General features: G+C 72.2%; 22 protein-coding genes. 7 read left to right on the plus strand and 15 right to left on the minus strand.

The window, feature by feature from the left end; all coding sequences use genetic code 11:
* Positions 1–866, minus strand: an 866-nt coding sequence (locus VK501_RS12425; protein WP_324337737.1) for a methylmalonyl-CoA mutase family protein, incomplete at its 3' end; no start/stop codon positions are given.
* Positions 867–910: 44 nt separating this feature from the next.
* Between VK501_RS12425 and VK501_RS12430 the strand changes: the two genes are divergently transcribed.
* Genes VK501_RS12430 through VK501_RS12445 form a run of 4 tightly spaced genes read left to right on the plus strand, consistent with a single transcriptional unit; the run spans position 911 to position 3,680 of the window.
* Positions 911–1,732 (plus strand): class I SAM-dependent methyltransferase, encoded by an 822-nt coding sequence (locus VK501_RS12430; RefSeq protein WP_324337739.1) that lies wholly within the window; start codon positions 911–913, stop codon positions 1,730–1,732.
* Positions 1,729–2,574, plus strand: coding sequence for an MBL fold metallo-hydrolase (locus VK501_RS12435; protein WP_324337741.1), 846 nt, complete (start codon positions 1,729–1,731; stop codon positions 2,572–2,574). Before VK501_RS12430 ends, VK501_RS12435 begins: the two co-directional genes overlap by 4 nt.
* Positions 2,571–2,858 carry an ATP-dependent Clp protease adaptor ClpS gene (locus VK501_RS12440; protein WP_324337743.1) on the plus strand — a complete coding sequence of 96 codons (288 nt, stop codon included), beginning with the start codon at positions 2,571–2,573 and terminating at the stop codon, positions 2,856–2,858. The genes VK501_RS12435 and VK501_RS12440 overlap by 4 nt, the downstream gene beginning before the upstream one ends.
* 51 nt (positions 2,859–2,909) lie before the next feature.
* Positions 2,910–3,680, plus strand: coding sequence for a SigB/SigF/SigG family RNA polymerase sigma factor (locus VK501_RS12445; protein ID WP_324337745.1), 771 nt, complete (start codon positions 2,910–2,912; stop codon positions 3,678–3,680).
* Between the two features lie 34 nt (positions 3,681–3,714).
* Here VK501_RS12445 and VK501_RS12450 read toward each other — a convergent pair whose 3' ends face one another.
* The 9 genes from VK501_RS12450 to VK501_RS12490 form a co-directional block, all read right to left on the minus strand.
* A complete protein-coding gene (locus VK501_RS12450) occupies positions 3,715–5,535 on the minus strand; it encodes a methyl-accepting chemotaxis protein (RefSeq protein ID WP_324337747.1) in 1,821 nt (606 codons plus the stop codon).
* A 200-nt stretch (positions 5,536–5,735) separates the two neighbouring features.
* Positions 5,736–6,089, minus strand: coding sequence for a hypothetical protein (locus tag VK501_RS12455; RefSeq protein WP_324337749.1), 354 nt, complete (start codon positions 6,087–6,089; stop codon positions 5,736–5,738).
* A gap of 1 nt (position 6,090) precedes the next feature.
* Entirely contained in the window at positions 6,091–7,344 is a 1,254-nt protein-coding gene (gene ccrA, locus VK501_RS12460) for a crotonyl-CoA carboxylase/reductase (RefSeq protein ID WP_324337751.1), read from the minus strand.
* Positions 7,345–7,429: 85 nt separating this feature from the next.
* Positions 7,430–8,365: a magnesium transporter CorA family protein gene (locus VK501_RS12465; RefSeq protein WP_324337753.1), complete on the minus strand. Its 936-nt coding sequence runs from the start codon at positions 8,363–8,365 to the stop codon at positions 7,430–7,432.
* Positions 8,366–8,567: 202 nt separating this feature from the next.
* Positions 8,568–10,169 (minus strand): MFS transporter, encoded by a 1,602-nt coding sequence (locus VK501_RS12470; protein ID WP_324337756.1) that lies wholly within the window; start codon positions 10,167–10,169, stop codon positions 8,568–8,570.
* Positions 10,166–10,585, minus strand: coding sequence for a MarR family winged helix-turn-helix transcriptional regulator (locus tag VK501_RS12475; RefSeq protein WP_324337758.1), 420 nt, complete (start codon positions 10,583–10,585; stop codon positions 10,166–10,168). Before VK501_RS12475 ends, VK501_RS12470 begins: the two co-directional genes overlap by 4 nt.
* 757 nt (positions 10,586–11,342) lie before the next feature.
* Complete coding sequence (locus VK501_RS12480) at positions 11,343–11,894, minus strand: hypothetical protein (RefSeq protein ID WP_324337759.1); 552 nt, start codon at positions 11,892–11,894, stop codon at positions 11,343–11,345.
* 108 nt (positions 11,895–12,002) lie between these two features.
* A complete protein-coding gene (locus tag VK501_RS12485) occupies positions 12,003–12,446 on the minus strand; it encodes a hypothetical protein (protein ID WP_324337761.1) in 444 nt (147 codons plus the stop codon).
* Between the two features lie 139 nt (positions 12,447–12,585).
* On the minus strand, positions 12,586–12,789 hold the full coding sequence (locus tag VK501_RS12490) for a hypothetical protein (RefSeq protein ID WP_324337763.1): 204 nt from the start codon (positions 12,787–12,789) through the stop codon (positions 12,586–12,588).
* Positions 12,790–12,915: 126 nt separating this feature from the next.
* On the opposite strand from VK501_RS12490, the gene VK501_RS12495 reads away from it, so the two are divergent.
* Positions 12,916–14,640: an exonuclease domain-containing protein gene (locus VK501_RS12495; RefSeq protein ID WP_324337765.1), complete on the plus strand. Its 1,725-nt coding sequence runs from the start codon at positions 12,916–12,918 to the stop codon at positions 14,638–14,640.
* A 303-nt stretch (positions 14,641–14,943) separates the two neighbouring features.
* Here the strand turns inward: VK501_RS12495 and VK501_RS12500 are convergent, their stop codons facing one another.
* From VK501_RS12500 to VK501_RS12510, 3 genes are read right to left on the minus strand one after another with little or no spacing between them, the layout of a single operon-like run.
* Positions 14,944–15,078, minus strand: a complete 135-nt coding sequence (locus tag VK501_RS12500) for a hypothetical protein (protein ID WP_324337767.1) — start codon at positions 15,076–15,078, stop codon at positions 14,944–14,946.
* A gap of 51 nt (positions 15,079–15,129) precedes the next feature.
* Positions 15,130–16,236 (minus strand): winged helix DNA-binding domain-containing protein, encoded by a 1,107-nt coding sequence (locus tag VK501_RS12505; RefSeq protein ID WP_324337768.1) that lies wholly within the window; start codon positions 16,234–16,236, stop codon positions 15,130–15,132.
* A complete protein-coding gene (locus VK501_RS12510; RefSeq protein WP_324337769.1) occupies positions 16,229–17,182 on the minus strand; it encodes a YgfZ/GcvT domain-containing protein in 954 nt (317 codons plus the stop codon). The genes VK501_RS12505 and VK501_RS12510 overlap by 8 nt, the downstream gene beginning before the upstream one ends.
* Positions 17,183–17,254: 72 nt before the next feature.
* On the opposite strand from VK501_RS12510, the gene VK501_RS12515 reads away from it, so the two are divergent.
* Both VK501_RS12515 and VK501_RS12520 read left to right on the plus strand, forming a co-directional pair.
* Entirely contained in the window at positions 17,255–17,932 is a 678-nt protein-coding gene (locus tag VK501_RS12515) for a metal-dependent transcriptional regulator (protein ID WP_324337770.1), read from the plus strand.
* Between the two features lie 86 nt (positions 17,933–18,018).
* On the plus strand, positions 18,019–19,221 hold the full coding sequence (locus tag VK501_RS12520; protein ID WP_349261008.1) for an Nramp family divalent metal transporter: 1,203 nt from the start codon (positions 18,019–18,021) through the stop codon (positions 19,219–19,221).
* A gap of 128 nt (positions 19,222–19,349) precedes the next feature.
* Here the strand turns inward: VK501_RS12520 and VK501_RS12525 are convergent, their stop codons facing one another.
* Together VK501_RS12525 and VK501_RS12530 are read right to left on the minus strand one after the other, a co-directional pair.
* Positions 19,350–19,847, minus strand: a complete 498-nt coding sequence (locus tag VK501_RS12525) for an SRPBCC family protein (protein WP_324337773.1) — start codon at positions 19,845–19,847, stop codon at positions 19,350–19,352.
* Positions 19,831–20,184, minus strand: coding sequence for a metalloregulator ArsR/SmtB family transcription factor (locus VK501_RS12530; protein ID WP_324337774.1), 354 nt, complete (start codon positions 20,182–20,184; stop codon positions 19,831–19,833). Before VK501_RS12530 ends, VK501_RS12525 begins: the two co-directional genes overlap by 17 nt.
* Between the last annotated feature and the right edge of the window lie 137 nt (positions 20,185–20,321).

A 20,321-nucleotide genomic window follows, 5' to 3' on the forward strand; every position in this document is an offset into this window, starting at 1 on the left:
CCCATCGTGACGGCCAGCGCCTCGAGCACGATGCGCTGGACATTGTTCTCGGGCTGCGCCTCGGTCAACCCCAGGGAGTTGACCTGGACGCCGTAGCGGAAGCGCAGCTGCTTCTCGTCGGCCACGCCGTAGCGGTCGCGGCCGAGCTCCTCCCAGAGCACCGACATCGCGCGCAGCTTCGCGTGCTCCTCGACGAAGCGCACGCCGGCGTTGACGAAGAAGGAGATGCGGCCGAAGACCGCGCCCATGCGCTCCTCGGGCACGCGCTCGGCGACGGCGTCGAGCACGGCGATGGCGTTGGCCATCGCGTACGCGATCTCCTGCACCGGCGTCGCGCCGGCCTCCTGCAGGTGGTAGGAGCAGATGTTGATGGGGTTCCACTTCGGAACCTCGGTGACCGTGTAGGCCACCATGTCGGCGATGAGCCGCATCGAGGGGCCGGGCGGGAACGCGTAGGTCCCGCGCGCCAGGAACTCCTTGATGATGTCGTTCTGCGTGGTGCCCTGGAGCGCGGCCGCCTCCACGCCGTTCTCCTCAGCGGTGCCGATGTACAGCGCCAGCAGCCAGGCCGCGGTCGCGTTGATCGTCATCGACGTGTTCATCTCGCCGAGCGGGATCCCGTCCAAAAGCTGGTGCATGTCGCCCTTGTGGGCGACCGGCACGCCGACCTTGCCGACCTCGCCGCGGGCGAGCTCGTGGTCGGCGTCGTAGCCCGTCTGCGTGGGCAGGTCGAAGGCGATCGACAGGCCGGTCTGGCCCTTGGCCAGGTTGGCCCGGTAGAGCTCGTTGGACTTCTTCGCGGTCGAATGTCCCGCGTAGGTCCGCATCATCCACGGACGGTCGCGCTCGGGCAGGCGATGCTCCATGTTCAGAATCGTACTTGCGTTCAACGCAAGTAGGCTCCGCCCGAGTGCCCGAGCCTCTCCTGGAACGCGCCCGGACGTCGCTGCGACTCCGGGCCCTCGACCTCCGCGATCGCTACCTGTCCCGGCCACCCCGCGCCGACCGCCTGGTCCCGCCGCGGCGCCTGGACTTCGTCGGCCACTCGGACTTCGTCGACACCGGCGACGAGTTCCTGCGCCACTTCGTCGCGCTGGGCGGGCTGCGGTCCACCGAGCGCGTGCTCGACATCGGCTGCGGCATCGGCCGCATGGCGCGCCCGCTGACGCGCCACCTGACGCCGCCCGGCTCCTACGACGGGTTCGACATCAACGCCGAGGGCATCGCGTGGTGCCGGCGGCGCTACCGCGCGCATCCGCGGTTCACCTTCCAGACGGCCGACCTCTACAACCGGCGCTACAACCCCGCGGGCGCGCAGTCGGCCGACCGGTTCGACTTCCCCTACGCGGACGCGAGCTTCGACTTCGCGCTGGCGACCTCGGTCTTCACGCACCTGCTGGAGGGCGAGGCCGAGCGCTACGTCGCCGAGGCCGCCCGCGTCCTGGCGCCGGGGGGCCGCCTGTTCGCGACGTGGTTCCTGCTGGACGGCGGCTCGCGCGCCGCGATCGCCGCCGGCCGCGCCGGGCTGCCGTTCCTCGACGCCGACCAGCCCGTGGCCGTCGTCAGCGACGAGATCCCGGAGGAGGCCATCGCGTTCGACCGCGGCTGGCTCGCCGACACGCTGACCCGCCACGGCCTGAGCCTGACCGCCGTCGGCGAGGGCTCCTGGCGCGGCGACGGCGCGGGCGCGAGCTTCCAGGACATCGTCGTGGCGACCCGGGTCAGCACATGAGCGAGCACCGCGAGATCGACGTCCACTTCCAGGGCGCCGCCCATGCGGTCTGCGCGCACGTCATCGACGGGTTCGTCGTCGATCCGGGGCCGGAGTCGTCGTCGGCGGCCCTGTTCGCGGCGCTCGGCGACGAGGCGCCGCGCGGCGTCCTGCTGACGCACATCCACCTCGACCACGCGGGCGCTGCGGGCGCGCTGGTGCGCCGCTGGCCCGACCTCGAGGTCTGGGTGCACCGCAACGGCGCCGGGCACGTCGTCGATCCCAGCCGCCTGGTCGCCAGCGCGACGCGCATCTACGGCGACCAGATGCAGCGCCTGTGGGGCGAGATCATCCCGGTGCCCGAGGCCAACGTCCGCGTCCTGGACGAGGCCGCGCCGCTCAGCCCCGCAGACGGTGTGCGCTGGGCCTGGACGCCCGGCCACGCCAGCCACCACGTCGCCTACCTGCACGAGGCCAGCGGGATCGCGTTCGCGGGCGACGTCGCGGGGGTCCGCATCGGCGACGGCCCGATCCTGCCGCCCACGCCGCCGCCGGACATCGACGTCGCGGCCTGGCACCGCTCGATCGACCTGCTGGAGCACTGGGATCCCGGCGCGGTGGCGATCACGCACTACGGCACGTTCACCGACGTCGCCGAGCACCTGAGCACGCTCCACGGCGAGCTGGATCGCTGGGCGCAGGTGGCCCGGCGCGAGGACGAGGCGGGCTTCGAACGCGAGCTCCGGCGGGCACTGGCGGGTACCACCGAGGAGCACGGCTACCACAAGGCCATGCCCCCGAACACGCTGTACGGCGGGCTGGCGAGGTACTGGAGGAACCTGGATACTTCGGAGTCGAGATGAGCCAGACGATCGAGCTACCACGGACTTCAGGCCCCGACAGCGCGCTCGGGGGCGCCTGGCGGGTGATCGTGCGCAACGACGACCACAACACCTTCGACGGCGTCGCGCGGACGCTGGCGCGATTCATCCCCGGGATGACGGTCGCCCGTGGCTACGACATCGCCGATCGCATCCACGCCAGCGGCCTGGCCATCGTGTGGAGCGGGCACAAGGAGCTGGCCGAGCACTACTGGCACCAGCTCCGCGACGCGGGCCTCACGATGGCCCCGCTCGAGCAAGCCTAGAGTAGCCCGACTCTCCACGGCCCCGACGGGTGGCCGTTACCCTGCGAGGGGATGGCCGACGCCGGCGGGCACATCGAGAGCGGCACTCGGGCACACCGCGAGCAGGACCTGCTCCGGCGCTACCACCACCAGGGTGACACGCGGGCGCGCGACCAGCTCGCCGAGGAGATGCTCCCCCTGGCGCGCGCGCTGGCCGGCCGCTACGCCGGGCGCGGCGAGCCCATGGACGACCTCGTCCAGGTCGCCTGCGTCGGGATCATGAAGGCCATCGAGGGCTTCGACCTCGAGCGCGAGGTGCGCTTCTCGTCGTACGCGACCCCGACCGTGCTGGGCGAGATCAAGCGCCACTTCCGCGACCGCACGTGGGCGATGCGCGTCCCGCGCGGCCTGCAGGAGCTGCAGCTGGTGGTCGCCAAGAAGCGCGACGAGCTGACCGGCCGCCTCGGCCGGTCGCCGACCGTCCAGGAGCTCGCCGACGGCGTCGACGCGCCGTTCGAGGAGGTTCTCGCGACGATCCAGAGCGTCGGCGCCCGCCGGACGCGCTCGCTCGACGAGCCGACCGGCGAGGACATGACGCTGGCCGACTCGATCGGCGGGCGCGACGTCGAGCTGGAGCGCGCGGAGATCCGCGTGCTGCTGGACGAGGCCATGGACGTGCTGAGCCAGCGCGACCGCGAGGTCCTCCGGCTGCGCTTCGCCGAGGACCTCACGCAGACCGAGATCTCCACCCGCATCGGCGTCTCGCAGATGCAGATCTCGCGCATCATCCGCCAGTCGATCGCCAAGCTGCGCCTGGACATCGACAAGGCGCCGGCCGCCTGAGGCAGCCGGCGCCCTGACGCGCGCGGGATCGTGGCTACGCGACCAGCCGGAAGCGCGCGACGAGCGCCTCCAGCTCCTGCGCCGTGCCGGCCAGGCCCTGGGCCGCCGCGGCGATCTGCTGCGTGGAGGCCGAGGTCTGCTGCGTGGACGCGCTGACCTCCTCCGACGTGGCGGAGGACTGCTCGGCCACCGCCCCGACCTCGTCCATGTCCTGCTCCATCCGCCGGCTGGCGCCGGCGATCTCCTCGACGGCCGCGGCGATGCCGGCCACCCGTGCGTCCATGTCGCGCACGCCCTCGCCGATGCGCTCGAAGGCGGCGCGGGCCTGGTCGACGACATCGGCGCCGCGGGCGGTGCGGTCCGCGCCGTCCGCGACGACGCCGACGGCGCGCGCGGTCTCGGCCTGGATGTCGGCGATGAGGCCGGCGATCGACCCCGCGGCGGTCTGCGACTCCTCGGCGAGCTTGCGCACCTCGTCGGCGACGACCGCGAAGCCGCGGCCCTGCTCGCCGGCGCGGGCGGCCTCGATCGCGGCGTTGAGGGCGAGCAGGTTGGTCTGCTCGGCGATGCCGCCGATCGTGTCGACGATCGAGCCGATCTCCGAGGACTTGTCGCCGAGCGCGCGGATCGCGGTCGTGACGTCGGCCGACGAGGCCTGGACGGCGGCCATGGCCTCGGTCGCGTCGGCCACGGCGCTGGCGCCGTCGCCCGCTGCGCGGGCGGCCTCGGCGGCGGCGACGGCGCTCTCGCGGGCGCCGTCGGCGCCGGCGTCGACCGCGCGGGCCATGTCGCTCACGCCGGCGCGGGCGGAGGCGATGGCGTGCACCTGGCGCTCGGCGCCGATCGCGACGTCGGACACGGCGCGGGCGATGTCGTCGACCGCGCGGCCGGTCTCGCTGGAGGACTGGGCCATCTCCCGCGAGGCGGTGCCCAGCGCGCCGGCCGAGCCGGTGAGGCGCTCGACCAGCTCGCGCAGCTGGGCGAGCATGCCCGCGAACGCCTGGCCCAGCGCGTCACGTTCTGACCGCGGCGTGACCTCGACGGTCAGGTCGCCGTCGGCCACGCGGGCCGCCGCGCGGCTCATGGCGCGCAGCGAGTCGACGACCTCGCCGAAGTGCCGCGCGGTGCGGCCCAGCTCGTCGTCGCCGCCGACCCGGAGCTCGTGCTCGGTGTCGCCCTCGGCCAGGTGACGGGCCGCGACGCCGATGCGGCGTGCGCGGCCGGCCAGCGACCGGGTGATCAGCAGCGCGACCGCGAAGGCCAGCAGCGAGCCGAGCAGCGTGGCGACGATCGTGACGGTGCGGGCGCGCTGCGCGTCCCCGTTGGCGGCGGCGACGCTGGCGGCGCGCTGCTTGGTCAGGTAGCCGGCGATCTGCTCGCTGGCGCCGATCGGGCCGCGGACGTAGCGGTCGACCTTGCGCAGGGCGGCGAGGGTCGCGGCGGCGTCTCCGCGCTGGATCGCCGGGAAGAGGGCGTCGTGGACGCTCTTGTCGTGGCGGTGGTCCGCGGCCTTCGCGCCGGCCGCGATCTTCTCGATGGTGGGATCGCGCAGCGCGGCCGCGGCCTTGGTGCCGGCGTCGGCGATCGCGACGCCGCGGTCCCACTCGCGGCGGTAGCGGACGTCGCCGGTCGCGGCGTACATCGCCTGGGCGGACTGCTGGATGCGGGAGCCGGTGACCGACTGGGCGATGGCGTCCTGGCCTCGCTGCCAGTGCTGCAGCTGCGCCCACGACCGGTTGGCCGCGGACTGCATGGTCAGGGCGAGGGCGAGCGCGGCGACGAACAGCAGGACGACGGCGCTGAACGCGGCCGCGAGCTTGCGGCCGATGGTCCAGCGGAGGGCGAGGCGGGGCACGGGGAACGGCTCCTTGGGCGGAGAGGGGGTCCCGCCGGTTGTCGGACAGCGCGCCGCGAACCTGAGGCGCGCGGCCGATGCCTCCCGAGCCTGCTAGGGGTGCCGTAGGCGGCCAGCGAGGCCGAGGCCCACGACGGCCAGCCGTCGCCGCCGGAGGTGGGTCCCCAGTCGCGATAGCGACACGGTCTCTTAGTGGGCCGCTAGATGGCGTTGCCGACGGCGGTCGGCGCGACGCCGGACCGCTGGTGGTGCTCGTCGAGGTGGCCCTCGACGGTGACGTCGTTCCACGTGTAGAGGACCGGCACCTGGTAGAGCGCCTGGGCGGCCACGCGGAAGCGCGTGAACTCCGGCCCGGACCAGTAGCGGTCCCAGTCGAGCTTGTTCTCGAAGGTCGCCATCTGGAGGACCTTGTACCGGTCGTCGCGGTTGCGATGGACCGCGTAGCCGGTGGCGCCGTAGCGCAGCGCGACCGGCGCGATCTCGGCGACCATCGCGTCGAGCTTGTCTCCGCGGAAGACCGTGGCGTACCACGGGACGTAGACGACGCCTGCCATGTCAGCCCACCTCCGCGTAGATCGCTCCGGGGCCGTCGGACGTCTTGCCGAGACCCTCCTTCTCCGCGCCGACCAAGATCGAGATCTTGCCGGCGTGCTTGTTGTCCCTCATGAGTTGGTGAGCCTCCGCGACGCCATCGAAGCCCAGGGTACGCCAGAGGACGGGTCGGATGGCGCCCGACTCGATCAGCTCGTTGGCCTTCAGGCACTCGTACGCGTTGGCGAAGTGCGACCCGAGGATCTCCTTCTGCTTCATCCACAGGTACCGCACGTCGAAGTCCAGGTTGAAGCCCGTGGTGCCCGCGCAGATGACGACCTTGCCGAACGGCTTGACGGTCAGCACCGACGTCGGGAACGTCGCGGCGCCGACGTGCTCGAAGACGATGTCGGGGGCGGCGCCGAGCAGCTCCTGGACGCGCTTGCCGAAGCGGCGTGACTCCTTGAACCGCGCCTTCTCCTCCTCGGGCGTCTCGTTGCCGGTGCGCATCATGCCCGCGAACTCGCTGCGGTTGATGTAGTCCACGGCGCCGAGCTGCTTGACCAGCGCGCCCTTCTCGTCGCTGTTGACCACGCCGACGCACTCGGCGCCGGCCGCCTTGCAGATCTGCGTGGCGAAGACGCCCAGGCCGCCGGCGGCGCCCCAGATCAGGACCTTCTGGCCCGCCTGCAGGTTGCAGCGCGTCATGAGCATGCGCCAGGCGGTGAAGTAGACGAGGCCGTAGCTGGCGGCCTCCTCCCAGGTCAGCGCGGCGGGCTTGGGCAGCAGCTGCTGGGCCTGGACCTTCGTGAACTGCGCGAAGGAGCCCCAGGTCGTCTCGTAGCCCCAGATCTTCTGCGACGGCGCCGCCAGCGGGTCCAGGCCGTGGACCTCCGGATCCTCGTAGGAGGCCTGGTTGCAGTGCAGGACGACCTCGTCGCCGGGCTCCCAGCGCGTCACGCCCGCGCCGACCTTCCAGACGATCCCGGAGGCGTCGGAGCCGCCGATGTGATGGCCGAACTCGGGGTGGTCGCCGTACTTCATGACCGAGACCGGCTGCCCGAGGGCGGCCCACACGTTGTTGTAGTTGACGCCCGCCGCCATGACGCGCACGATGACCTCGAACGCGCCGGGCTCGGGGACGTCGATCTCCTCGAGCTGGAAGGCGTCCTTCGGCTCGCCGAAGCGCTCTTCGCGGATGACCCATGCGGCCATCTTGGCCGGCAGCTCGCCCGGCTCGGTGTCGACGGTGGAGACCTGCGTCACATCAACGGCCATGTGTTGTTCGGACCCTCTGGAGTCGGTGGCGGTTCCCTGCGGGGCGCGAACCATACGCCAGATCGGGCTATGCGGTCGCCGACGTTCAGTCGTCGCGGAGGAACCCCTGGCGGCGGAAGTAGAGCAGCAACAACCCGGCTGAGACGACCAGGCCGCCGACCCCGTAGCCCCAGAACGCCGCCGCGCTGTTGATGTGGCGCACGAGCATCCCGAAGTTCTGGCCGAAGAAGCCCGTGACGAACGTCAGCGGCAGGAAGATCGTCGCCACGACCGTCAGCTGCTTGGAGATGCTATTCAGCCGGTTGGAGACCGTGGAGAGGTAGAGGTCCAGCGCACCCGCGAGCAGGTCGCGGTAGGAGTCGATGAGCTCCGAGATGCGCACGAGGTGGTCGTAGACGTCGCGGAACCAGTCGCGCGCGTCGTCGGCCTCCAGGCCGGGGAGGCGGCCCAGCACGTCGCCGCCGCGGGCCAGGATGTCGCGCTGCGGCGTGGCGATCCGGCGCAGCTCGATGAGGCGGCGGCGCAGCGCGAAGAGGTCCTGGCGCTGATCCTGGCTCGGCTTCTCGAGCATCGCGTCCATCAGCAGGTCGATCTCGTCGTCGACTTGGTCCAGGACCGGGAAGAAGCTGTCGGTCAGCGCGTCGAGGACGCGGTAGATCGCCTCCTCCTCGGTCTTCGGCGTCTCGCGCTCGATCCGGTCGGCGGCGTTCTGCAGCAGCTGATGGCCGGCCTGGTGGACGGTGATCATCCACTGGCCGCTGACGTGGAAGTGGACCTCGACGGGCGATCCGTCGGGATCGACGCCGTAGAAGACCAGCAGCGCGGTCTGCCCGTAGTCGTCGATCTTCGGGCGCTGGCCGAACTCCTGCGTGTCCTCGACGGCCAGCGGATGCAGGCCGAAGCGCCGGCCCAGCTCGGCGATCTGCTCGTCGGAGCAGCCCTCCAGCTTCAGCCAGAAGAAGTGACCGGACTCCAGCAGCTCGGGCAGCCGGGAATCGTCGACCGCATGGAGAACCTGCACCGCCGCATCGTGGCGGCGGTGCAGGACGGATCGAGTGCTAGATGAGTTGTTCCACGGGTTCGCTGCCGCCGCTGACCGGCCCGGCCGGCGCCTGAGGCCCCCGATCCCTTGCCGATCCGACCAGGATCGGCTGCGAGATCGTGCGACCTCAGGCATCCGCCCGGACCAGCCATCGACGGGACCGCCTCGTGGAACAACCCACCTAGGCCGGGATCGCGGTCTCGGCCGCGGCGGCCAGCTCGGCGCCGCCGTCGCCCGTGCCGACCTCGGAGCTCTCGGCGTCGTGGACCGGCTGGCGGTGCGGGACGCCCGCCTCGACGAGGACCCAGGCGGCCACGGCGCCGAGCGCGGCGACCACCGCGGCGATGCGCAGACCGTCGTTGAGCGCGAAGAGGAACGCCTGCTGGACGGCGTCGTGCACCGCGCCGGTGCCGCCGGTCGCGCCCGCGCCGAGGCCCTCGGCCAGCGACGCGCGGGTGCCCTGCGGGACCTGCGGCAGCAGCTCGTCGATCTTCTGCCGGCCCAGGCCGCTGATGAGCGCGCCCATGACGGCGACGCCGAACGTGCCGCCGACCATGCGGCTCATGGAGAGCACGCCCGAGGCCACGCCGGCCTTGGTCTGGTCGACCGCGTTCATCGCCGCGGTGCTCATCGGGGACATGATCAGGCCCATGCCCAGGCCCATCAGGATGAAGGCGCCGAGCAGGCTCGTGTAGGGCGTGTCGACCTCGAGGTGGCCCTGCCAGAACAGCGAGATCGCGTTCAGCAGCAGGCCGGCGGTCATGAGCGGGCGCGGGCCGATGCGGTCCGACAGCCGCCCGGCGATCGGGCCGCCGATGATGATCACGACGGTCATCGGCAGGAACCGGACGCCGGCCTGCAGCGGGCTGTAGCCGCGCACGTTCTGCAGGTAGAGGGCGAGGAAGAAGAACGTCGCCAGCATCGCGAAGCTCACGATGAACGCGACGACGTTCGCGCCCAGGAACGACCGTGCGCGGAAGAAGCGGAAGTCGACCATGGGGTTGACCGAGCGCGTCTCGATCACGGCGAAGGCGGCGAGGCCGACGACGGCGGTGGCCAGCAGGCCGACGATCTGGCCCGAGCCCCAGCCCCACGCGTTGCCCTCGACGAGCGCGAGGACCATGGCCGCGAGGCCGACGGTGATCGCCGTCACGCCCGGGACGTCGATGGACCGCGCCGCGGTCTCGTCGCGCGACTCGTGCGTGGCGAACAGGGTGACCACGACGGCCAGGGCGGCGACCGGCAGGTTGAGGAAGAAGATCGACTGCCACGAGACGTTCTCCACCAGGAACCCGCCGACGACCGGGCCGATGGCGAGCGCCAGCGCCGAGACGCCGGCCCAGGTGCCGATCGCCTTGCCGCGCTCGTGCGGCGGGAAGGCGTTGGAGATGATCGAGAGCGTCGCGGGCATCATGAACGCGGCGCCGATGCCCTGGACCGCCCGGCCGGTGACGAGCCAGGCCTCGGACTGCGCGAGCCCGATGAAGGCGCTGGACGCGCCGAAGACGATCACGCCGAACAGGAACATCCGGCGGCGGCCGAAGAGGTCGCCGAGGCGGCCGCCGGTGACCAGCAGCACGGCGAAGCTCAACGTGTAGGCGTTGACGGTCCACTCGAGGCCGCTGATCGAGGCGCCGAGGTCCTTCTGGATGGACGGCAACGCGACGTTGACGACCGTGTTGTCCAACATGATCATGAACAGCGCGAAGCACATCGCGGCGAGGGTCCACCAGCGGCGGTTCTCGTCGTTGACGAAGCGCTTGCGCAGCGTCGTGGGGGTCATTTGCGACGCTCCTTGGGGAGGATGGAGAGGGCGTCCAGCAGGGTCTGGCGCTGGACGGGGGAGAGGTCTTCGGCCCAGGCTTCGATGCCCTGGAGCCGTGCGGTGTCGACGCGGTCGATGAGGTCGCGCGCGGCCTGGGTGGGGCCCACGCGCTTGACGCGCCGGTCGTGCTCGTCCTCACGACGCTCGACGAGCCCGCGCTGCAGCAGGCCGTCCACCGTCCGGGACGCGTTGGGGAGGGACATGGACAGCTGCTCCGCGATCTCCTTGACGGAAACCTCGGTCTGGCACTCCACGAGGACGTGCAGCATCTTGAGTTGCGTCATCGAGAGGTCGGCGTCGGCGAGCATCGCGTACAGCGAGCGCGTCGAGCCGGCCAGCAGCAGGCGCCACAGGGCGAGCATCTCCGCGGCCACCTGGGCCGCAGTCGCTTCCGTGCTCGCACTGCTTGCATGCATGCACATAAGTATTGCGCCCGCGCAGTGATTTCTCAAGCGAACATGTGTGCACCAGCGCACAGAACGGGGTCTGACCCTTCATGAAGGGGTCGATCCGGCATGCGTTCCGTTCGTGGGTGCCGGCGTTGGTGGCTCCGCTCGGGCGCCTGTGGTGCCGCGGCGCGTGGTTGGGCGGCGATGACGGGGAGGTGAGGGGAGGGCGCGGGCCGCGCCGGTCGTCCCGCGATCGCCGGGGTCCGGGCGATCCGTGCGCGATCGACCCCCATATGCGGGGTTGATCCGACATGCGTTTTCGTTTGCGATCGCCGGCGACCTCCCGCGAGTGGCGATTCACGCCCGAACGATCCCCTCACGGCGCCGGGGCAGACGACCCGGCCGGCGCCGCGTCGTCATCGCCCCCGGACCACGCGGCGCAGCGCGTCCACTGCCTGAGCTGAACGCCGCCCGTGTCGTGCCGCGGCGCGTGGTTCGGGGGCGATGACCGGGACGTGAGGTGAGGGCGCGTGCGCCGCCGGTCCTCCGCGATCGCCGGTGTCCGGGCGATCCGTGCGCGATTGACCCCCATATGCGGGGTCGATCCGACATGCGTTTCCGTTTGCCCATTGCCGGCGACCTCCCGCGAGTGGCGATTCACGCCCGAAGGGTCTGACCCCTTGATGCGACCCCTTGACGTGGCCGGCGAGGGTGACTGCGCCGTCGGGAGGCCCGTGCGGGGCTACTTCGTGAAGGCCACGTCGTGGTCCGCGGTGCGGACGAACGTGACCTTCTTGGCGTCGAACGCGTAGTCGCGCTCGCGCAGCTTCTTCGGGCAGCAGAGGTCGTCGCCCGGCGACCAGCGCGGCTCGAGGACGCTCAGCGTGGTGCCGGAGATCCGCAGCGTCGCGCGGTACAGCGACTGCAGGCGGAAGACGACCTTCAGCGACGTCTGGTCGCCGGTGTCGCCGGCCTTCTGGCCGTGCGTGCTGAAGACGTACAGCGCGACCGCGCCCGCGGCACCCGTGGTCGAGACGAGGACCAGCGCGTCCTGGCGTCCGTCGCCGGTCACGTCCACGAAGCCGCTGCGCGGGTCGACGATGCCGGCCTTCGTCGTCAGAACGCTCTTGACGGCGGAGGTGGTCGCCGGATCGTCGATCAGCTTCTGCGTGAAGACGGTCTGGGACGGCGTCGGCGCGGCGTGCGCGGCCGCGGACGGGATCGCCAGCGCGACGAGCAGCGCGACGGGCAGGACGGTGGCGCGGGCGCGACGCATCGCGACATGGTCGCGCATCGGCGCCATCGCCTTGGGGTGCCGTAGGCGGCCAGCGAGGCCGAGGCCCACGACGGCCAGCCGTCGCCGCCGGAGGTGGGTCCCCAGTCGCGACAGCGACACAGTCTCCTAGGGCTGCAGCAGATCGTTCTGCGCGGACGGCCGCTCGCGGCCGATGGTGATCCGCGCGGCGTCCACGCCGTCGCTGCTGGTGTGCAGCTCCCACGTGCCGGGCTTGACGACGGCCTTGACCGACGCCGTCTCGCGCGGGTTGATCGGGCCGGTCTGCACGGCCGTCTCGCCCGGGCCGCCGCCCGCCGCGTCGACCGTCTCCAGCGTCACCTGCTGGGTGGCGTTCGACTGGTTGGAGATCACGAGCGTGATCGGCCCGGCGCCGAAGCGCCGGGGCGAGATCGACACCTGCTGGTCGTCGATCGCGGCGCTCACCACGATCGGCGTGGGCGGGCGCTCGGCGTTCTTGTACTTGTGGTCGGAGCTCCCGCAGGCCGTGACGGCCAGGGCAGAGACCAGCGCGCAGGCAGCGACCGCTGCCTGCTTCGGCGTCCTGCGCATTGCGGGGCGTCTTCTCCTCATCCTCGACCCGGGTCCTGCGTCTCCCACGCAGCGAAACGATGTGACCCGGGCGGAACCCTAGCCGAGCGCGGTCCTTCGCGCCAATGCCCGGTGCGTCGGGGACCCGATCAGCGGGTGTTCAGGTGTGCGGCTCTCCACCGATGGGCGGTGTCGCGCGGTCGGCCTCGATGTCGCGGAGTGCATCCTGGAGGCGCTCCCAGGAGCCCGCCTCGGCGGCGTCGTACTCCCGGCCTTCCAGCTCGACGAGCTGGTCGCGGTAGGCGCTCCACGCCTCGCGCGTGCGCTCGTCCAGCGTGTCCTGATTGGGGGCGAACGTGGTCATGCGGTCCTCCGGTCCGGCTGGGGTCTGTTGTGACGGTATCCGCACCGGCGGTCGGCGAGCGCGCGAGGGCGCCTGCAACGCGCCGCCCGGACCGTCCGCGGGCGGGAGTACAAACACACGTTCGCCATGTCGATCGCCGTCTCCTCCGCCGTCCCGTCGCTCCTCGACGCCCCGCTGGCCACCGCCGAGTTCCTCGTGGTCGACACCGAGACCAACGGCCTCGGCGGCGAGCAGTGCGAGGTGACCGAGATCGGCGTGGTGCTCGTCGGGGGCGGCGAGCTGCACGAGCGCTGGGAGACCCTCGTGCCGGTGCGGGCGCCGCTGTCGCGGGGCATCCAGCGGTTCACGGGGATCAGCCAGGCGATGGTCGACGAGGCTCCGCCCGCCGAGGTCACGCTGCCCGAGCTGGCCGAGCAGCTCGAGGGCCGGGTGCTCGTGGCGCACAACTCGTCGTTCGACCGGCGCGTGCTGGCGCAGGCGTTCGGGCGCGCCGGCCTGGCGTGGCCGGATCCGCCGACGCTGTGCACGGTCGCGCTCGCGCGCCGGCTGCATCCGCTCGCGCGCCAGCGCAAGCTGCGTCCGCTGGCCGAGTCCCTGGGGATCGAGGTCGAGGTCTCGCACCGCGCGCTGGCCGACGCCGAGACGTGCGCGCGCGTGCTGTGCGCGCTGTTTCCGCGGCTGTGCGCCAACGCGGGGACGGTCGGGCAGGCGCTCGGGCTGCTGCGGTCCAGGCGGCAGCGCACCGCGCGGGCCGGCCGGACCGACGGCGGCGTGTCGCTGCGCGGCACGCGCCGGCGCAAGGTCGACTGCTCGGCGCTGCCCGAGGAGCCGGGCGTCTACATCTTCCGCAACGCCGAGGGGCAGCCGCTGTACGTGGGCAAGTCGGTGTCGATCCGCTCGCGCGCCAAGGCGCACTTCGTGCCGTCGTCGCCCGACACCGGATGGGTCGCGCAGGCCGAGATCGCCGACCACGTCGAGACCGCCAGCGAGCTGGGCGCGCTGCTGACCGAGGCGCGGCTGATCCGCGAGCTCAAGCCGCCGGGCAACCAGCGGCTCAAGCACGACGACAACTGGGTCTACCTCCGCTGCCGGCTGGACATCCCGTACCCGATTCTGGAGGTCGGGCCCGAGCCGGCGCCGGGCCGGGCCGTCAACGTCGGGCCGCTGCAGGGACGCTTCGCGGCGGCCGAGCTGGTCGAGCAGCTGACGTCGCTGTTCGAGCTGCGCCATTGCGGGCGCGGGATGAAGCGGCGCGAGCACCCGTCGGCCTACGGCCAGATGGGCCGCTGCCTGTCGCCGTGCCTCGGCGACCTGGATCCGAACGCCTACCGGCGGCGGCTGGACCAGGCGCTGGCGCTGTTCGGTGGCGACGAACGCGACCCGCCCGCCCATGCGCTGCTGGTGTACCTCGACGAGCAGATGCGGCGCGCGGCGGCAGAGGAGCGCTTCGAGCGCGCGGGGTGGCTGCGGCGCCGCCGCGAGCGCCTGGCGGTGCTGCTGGAGCGGCTGGGCGGGGCGATGGCTGCGACGCACGCGCGGCCGCGGCTCGTGCTGGCCGCCCATCCCGTGGAGGCGCGCTACGACGCGCTGTGGATCGTCGGTGGGCGGATCGCCGGCTGGGCGCCGCTGACCGATGCGGACGATGCGTGGGCGCGGACCGAGGCGGCGCTGCGCGGCGGCGACGGCCGCGGGCTCGCGCCATGCGCGACGGCCGACGAGGTGCGCGAGATCCGGATCGCGACGACGTGGCTGGCGGCGCATCCGTCGCTGGAGCTGAAGCTGTCGAGCGAGACGACGCGGGCGCGGGTCGAGCGGTTCGTGGTGCGGGCGCAGGGGCTTCCGGCGCTGTAGGACCGGCCTGGCGTCCAGCGGCGTGGACGCTCGCCCTCCCCCGAAATGGGGGTGGCGTCGGCACATGTTCGAGCGCATTCCGGCCCGAAGTTGTGCAAGATCGCTGGAGGAGTCTGCGACCGGACGTGGAGCCGGAAGTCCGGCCCCACGGGCCGGTGGCGTGGCACGGATCGCCGCCAGATGGACAAGGAGGACTCCCGCCGCAAGGGCGCGTTCGTGCCCTCGAGGCGGGAACCGTCACGCCGAAGGGCGGGCACCCGGCATGGGCTGAGGGGTCGGGTGCCTCGCCCGGCGGCGTGAGGACTAGCCCTCCCGCACGGCGCGGTAGCGGATGTGCGTGACGCGCTCGGACTCGACCACGCGGGTCGGCTCCAGCCGTGGCGCGGGGTCGCCGAGGTTCTCGAAGAGGCGGGTGCCGCGGCCCAGTCGTCGCCCCACGGGCCGTCGTCGCCGTCGCCATGGTCCTAGGACCGCGGCCGCCGCGGGAACTCATCGCTCGAAGCGCAGGACGTCCTCGGCGTCGGCGCGCAGGGCATCCATGTCGCCCGCGGTGACGGCGGCGAAGAGCTCGACCAGCGGCTCGCCGGTGCGGCGCTTGCGGGTCCAGGTGCCGACGGCGGCGCCGTCGACGGTGGCGACGGCGCGCACCATGCCGCCGCCGGGGTGGACGCGGTCGGCATGCTCGGGCGCGACGGCGAAGGCGCGGCTGCGCCACCCCAGCAGGTAGGGGTCGAAGGCGCCCAGGAGGCGCGGCGGCACGCGCGCGCCGTCGGCGGCCGAGCCGTCCGGCGCGGCGGCCGCGGCGGTCAAGGACACCAACTCGCCCTCGAGGGTCAGCTCGGCCGCGATGGCGTCCAGGCCGGCGCGGGCGTCGCGCCGCGGCAGGCCCGACCAGGCCGCGAGGTCGGCGGCCGTCGCCGGCCCGTGGGCGGTCAGGTAGCGGCGGGCCAGCGTCGCGAGGGCGCGGGCGCGCTCGTCGCCCTCCAGCGCCGTCGGGGGCGCGGCGCCGAGCCAGTCGTGCGCCAGCGCGAACGCGGCCGAGCCGTCGGCGCGGACCGGCCCCAGCACGGCGATCCCGCGCAGGACGGCGAGCATCAGCAGGTGCGGCATGGCCTGACCTTCGGTGCGCAGGCCCGCGGCGCCGAGGCGCTGCGCCAGCTCGGTACGGGTCAGCGGGCCCTCGTCGGCCACGGCGCGCTCGATCAGCGCCACGGCGCGGTCGGCCGCGTCGGGCGTGACCCGTTCCTGCGACAGCCGGCGTGCGCTCGTGGCCGCGCGCGTCGGCGCAAGCAGGCCGAGCAGCCAGCCGAAGTCCTCGGCGGCGACCAGGTGCAGGGTGCCGCGCAGCAGCCAGCCGGCGACGAGGGAGCGATCGGCGAGGGCGCCGTCGACGTCCGCCGCGGTCAGCCCGCTCGTCCGGGCCCGGAGCGCCAGCCGCGCGGCGCGCAGGTCCTGGGCCTGCACGGCGAGCAGGTGTCGCACGACGGCGACCGGATCGGCACCGGGCGCGGGTGTCGCGGTCAGCCGCTGCGCAGCCGCGCGCCGGCGGCGCACCGCGGCCGGGTCGGCGTCGGCGTCGACGGCCGGCTCAGGCAAACGGCGGCGCGACGACGTCGGCCGCGACCCCGTCGGGGCCGACCGTCACGCGGTCGCCCGGGGCGACCTCGCGGCGCAGGATCGCCAGCGCGATGACGCCCGCGCGCGGCGACACGACCACGCTGCCGACCGTGCCGACCTCGCGCCCGTCCTCGCCGGTGGTGCGGACCGTGGCGCCCGCGTCCACCGGCGCGGCGAGCGTCAGCCCGCGCAGGTGGCGGTTCGGCTTGCCCTTCCAGTGCAGGCGCGCGACGGTCTCCTGGCCGACGTAGCAGCCCTTGGTGAAGCTCACTGCGCGGTCGACGATCCCGGCCTCCTCCGGCATCACGGTCTCGTCGAGCTCGACCCCGTAGCGCGGGCGGCCGGCCTCGACGCGCACGATCTCGGCGACCGCCTCCGGCGCCTCCACTGCGCCCGCCGCCAGCAGCGCGTCCCGGACCGACGCGGCGCGCTCGGCGTCCGGCAGCACGTCCAGCCCCGCGGCGGTGCGCACGACCTCGCCCGCGACGTCGTGCTCGTCCGGGCCGGGGATCGGCAGGCCGGCCGCGGCGGCGACCTCCTCGGCGCGCGCGCCGACGAGCGAGAAGAGCGCGAGCTCCAGCGTGCGCTTGTGCAGCTCGGCCTGCCAGCCGATCAGCCCGCGCCGGACCTGGTCGAACAGCGCCTGGAGCGCGACGCGCTCGGTGATCAAGAGGAGGGCGGGCGGGGCCGAGCTCATGGCGAGGATGCGCAGGTCGCCGAGCATCCGGCCCTTGTTGGTCAGCAGCGTCGCGTAGCGGCCGTGGCCGGCCTCGAGCGTCGCGATGTCGTTGCTGACCTGTCCGTCGAGGAACTTCGCCGCCTCGTCGCCGACGAGCAGGAGCTTGCCCATGGCGGAGCGGTCGATGAGGCCGGCACCGCGCGTGCAGGCCTCGTAGGCGGGGGAGAGCGCATCGACGGTGGCCATGTGTCCGAGCATACGACGGACGATCCGCTATGTTCTTGAATCGAAATTTCGTCACGGCTAAATTGGAAGTGCATGACGCTCGAAGTCTCGTCCGCCGTTCAGGACTACGCGAAGGCCATCTACTCGCTCGAGCAGCGCCGCGACGGCGGCGCCGTCAGCACGAACGCGCTCGCCGAGCGGCTCGGCGTCTCCGCCGCGTCGGCGTCCTCGATGGTCAAGCGCCTCGACGGCCTCGGCCTCGTCGAGCACGTGCCGTACAAGGGCGTCGCGCTGACCCAGCGCGGGGTGAAGGTCGCGCTCGAGGTCCTGCGACACCACCGGCTGCTGGAGCGCTTCCTCGCCGAGGAGCTGGGCGTGCCGTGGGATCGCGTCCACGACGAGGCCGAGGTGCTCGAGCACGTGCTGTCCGAGGAGCTCGAGGAGCTCATCGCCGCCAAGCTCGGCCATCCGACGATCGACCCGCACGGCGATCCGATCCCCACCGCGGAGCTCGAGATCGTCGAGCCGATCACGGTCGGCATGGACGGCCTGGACGTCGGCGACCACGGGCTGTTCGTCCGCGTGTCCGACAGCGACCCCGAGATGCTGCGCTACCTCGGTGCGCGGGGCATCGCGCCCGGCGCGACGTTCGAGATCGTCGACAAGCAGCCCTTCGGGGGGCCGATCTTCGCCCGCTTCGGCGACGCGACCGCCGTGCACCCGCTGGGCGGCCGGCTCGCCGCGGCGATGCGCGTCGAGGTGGGAGCGTGACCGCCCCGCCGAACGGATCCGGCGGCGCCGATGCCGCCACGCTCCCGTCGCCCACCCTCCTGCGCCGTCATGGACACGGCCGCACGATGCGCACGCGCCTCGCCCTCCTGGGCCCCGCGTTCGTCGCGTGCATCGCCTACGTCGATCCCGGCAACTTCGCCACCAACATCGCCGGCGGCTCCAAGTACGGGTACCTGCTCCTGTGGGTCCTGCTCGGGGCCAACATGATGGCCATGCTGATCCAGAACCTCTCGGCGAAGATCGGCATCGCGACCGGCAAGAACCTCGCCGAGCTCTGCCGGGAGCACTTCCCGCGCCCGGTCACCTGGGGGCTGTGGGTCCAGGCCGAGCTGATCGCGATGGCGACCGACCTCGCGGAGTTCGTCGGCGCGGCGATCGCGTTGAACATCCTCTTCGGCATCCCGCTGCTGCCCAGCGGCCTGATCACCGCCGTCGTCGCGTTCGCGCTGCTGGGCCTGCAGAGCCGCGGCTACCGGCGCTTCGAGGTCGCGATCATGGGCTTCCTGGCCGTGATCCTGCTGGGGTTCCTGTACGACACGCTGAAGATCGGGTTCGACGCCGGCGAGGCGGCCAAGGGGTTCGTCCCGCACTTCGACGGCAGCGACTCGATCCTCCTGGCCACCGGCATCCTGGGCGCGACGGTCATGCCGCACGTCATCTACCTGCACTCGGCGCTGACGCAGGGGCGCACCCCGGCGGCCGACGACGCCGAGCGGCGCACGCTGCTGCGCTTCAACCGCATCGACGTGAGCATCGCCATGGGTGTGGCCGGCGTCATCAACATGTCCATGTTGATCATCGCGGCGTCGCTGTTCCACGGTGGTGTCGGCGAGATCGACACGATCGAAGGCGCCTACGACGGCTTCAAGTCGATGGTCGGCCCGGAGGCCGCGCTCGCGTTCGGGCTGGCGCTGATGGCGTCGGGGTTCGCGTCGTCCAGCGTGGGCACCTACGCCGGCCAGGTCGTGATGCAGGGCTTCATCAACCGGGGCGTGCCGCTGCTGGTGCGCCGTGCGGTGACGATGACCCCGGCGTTGATCGTCCTCGCCCTCGGGCTCGACCCGACCAACTCGCTGGTCATCAGCCAGGTGGTGCTGTCGTTCGGCATCCCGTTCGCGCTCGTGCCGCTCGTGCTGCTCACCCGCCGCCGCGACATCATGGGCGCGCTCGTCAACCGGCGGATCACGACGGTGGTGGCGGCGTTCGTCGCCGCGATCATCAGCGCGCTGAACGTCTTCCTCGTGATCGACACCCTCGGCCTGGTCTAAGAAGGTCTGGGACGCGCTGCACCGGTGGCCAGGTGAGGCAGGGTCGTTGCGAGCGCGAAAGGATTCGGCGTGAGCCGCAACGCCGGACCACCGGGAGCGATGCCGGTGGTCCGTGATGCGCGGCGTGCTCAGCGAAGCGAGATCGCGATCTGCTCCAGGAGGTCCATCCCCTCCTGCATGCCGGCCTCCATGCCGGAGTTGATGATCATGTCGCGGACCTCCTTGCTCGCGCACTGCACGAGGAGCGTGAGGGTCGTGCGCCCGTCCACCTCGGTGAACGTCACGATGTTCAGTGGGGCTTCCGCGTCCGGCGTTTCGGGCGCGCCCTCGAAGACCTCGGTCATGACGATCCGCTCGTTTGGGACGAGCTCGCGGTACTCGCCGTGGAAGGCGACCTCGGATCCGTCTTCCGCCACCATCGCGTATCGCCACGTGCCGCCGACCCGCAGGTCGATCTCGGTGATCGTCGTCTCCCCGCGGTGGCCGCTCCACCAGCGCTTGACCAGCTCGGGCGTGGTGTACGCCTTGTACACCAGGTGCTTGGGTGCGTCGAACTCCCGCGTGATGAGGATCTGCTCATCGGTGGGGAGCGTCACCTTCGCCGTGCCGCTACTCGTCGCTGCCATGTCCTTCCTCCTTCTGCTTGAGGTCTTCCAAGACGTCGTCCATCCCGTCGAACCGCTCCGACCATGTGCGCTCGTAGTTGCTCACCCAGTCGTGGATGGGCTTGAGCGCGTGGCCGTTGAGCCGGTACATCCGCTGCCGTCCTTCCTCCCGCACGTTCACGACTCCGACTTCTCTGAGCACGCGCAGGTGCTTGGACACCTGTGGTTGCGCCAGCCCGAGCACACGCACCAGGTCGTTCACGGGGCGCTCGCCGCCGGCGAGGACGTCCAGGATCTGTCGCCGCCGGGGCTCGGCCACCGCGTTGAACGCATCTGTTGTCGTCGCTGCTCGTGACACGGGCGAATAATATACCCATATGAGCATGCGTCACGCCGCTGGTGTCGAGCGCCGAGATCGACATGGCGTTCCTGAGGCTCGCCCGTTCAATTCTCTGCCGGCGCCGCCTCAAGTCATTGTGAAAGACCTTCCAGCTA

It is taken from the genome of Baekduia sp. (assembly GCF_035318805.1).
Lineage (GTDB): Bacteria > Actinomycetota > Thermoleophilia > Solirubrobacterales > Solirubrobacteraceae > Baekduia.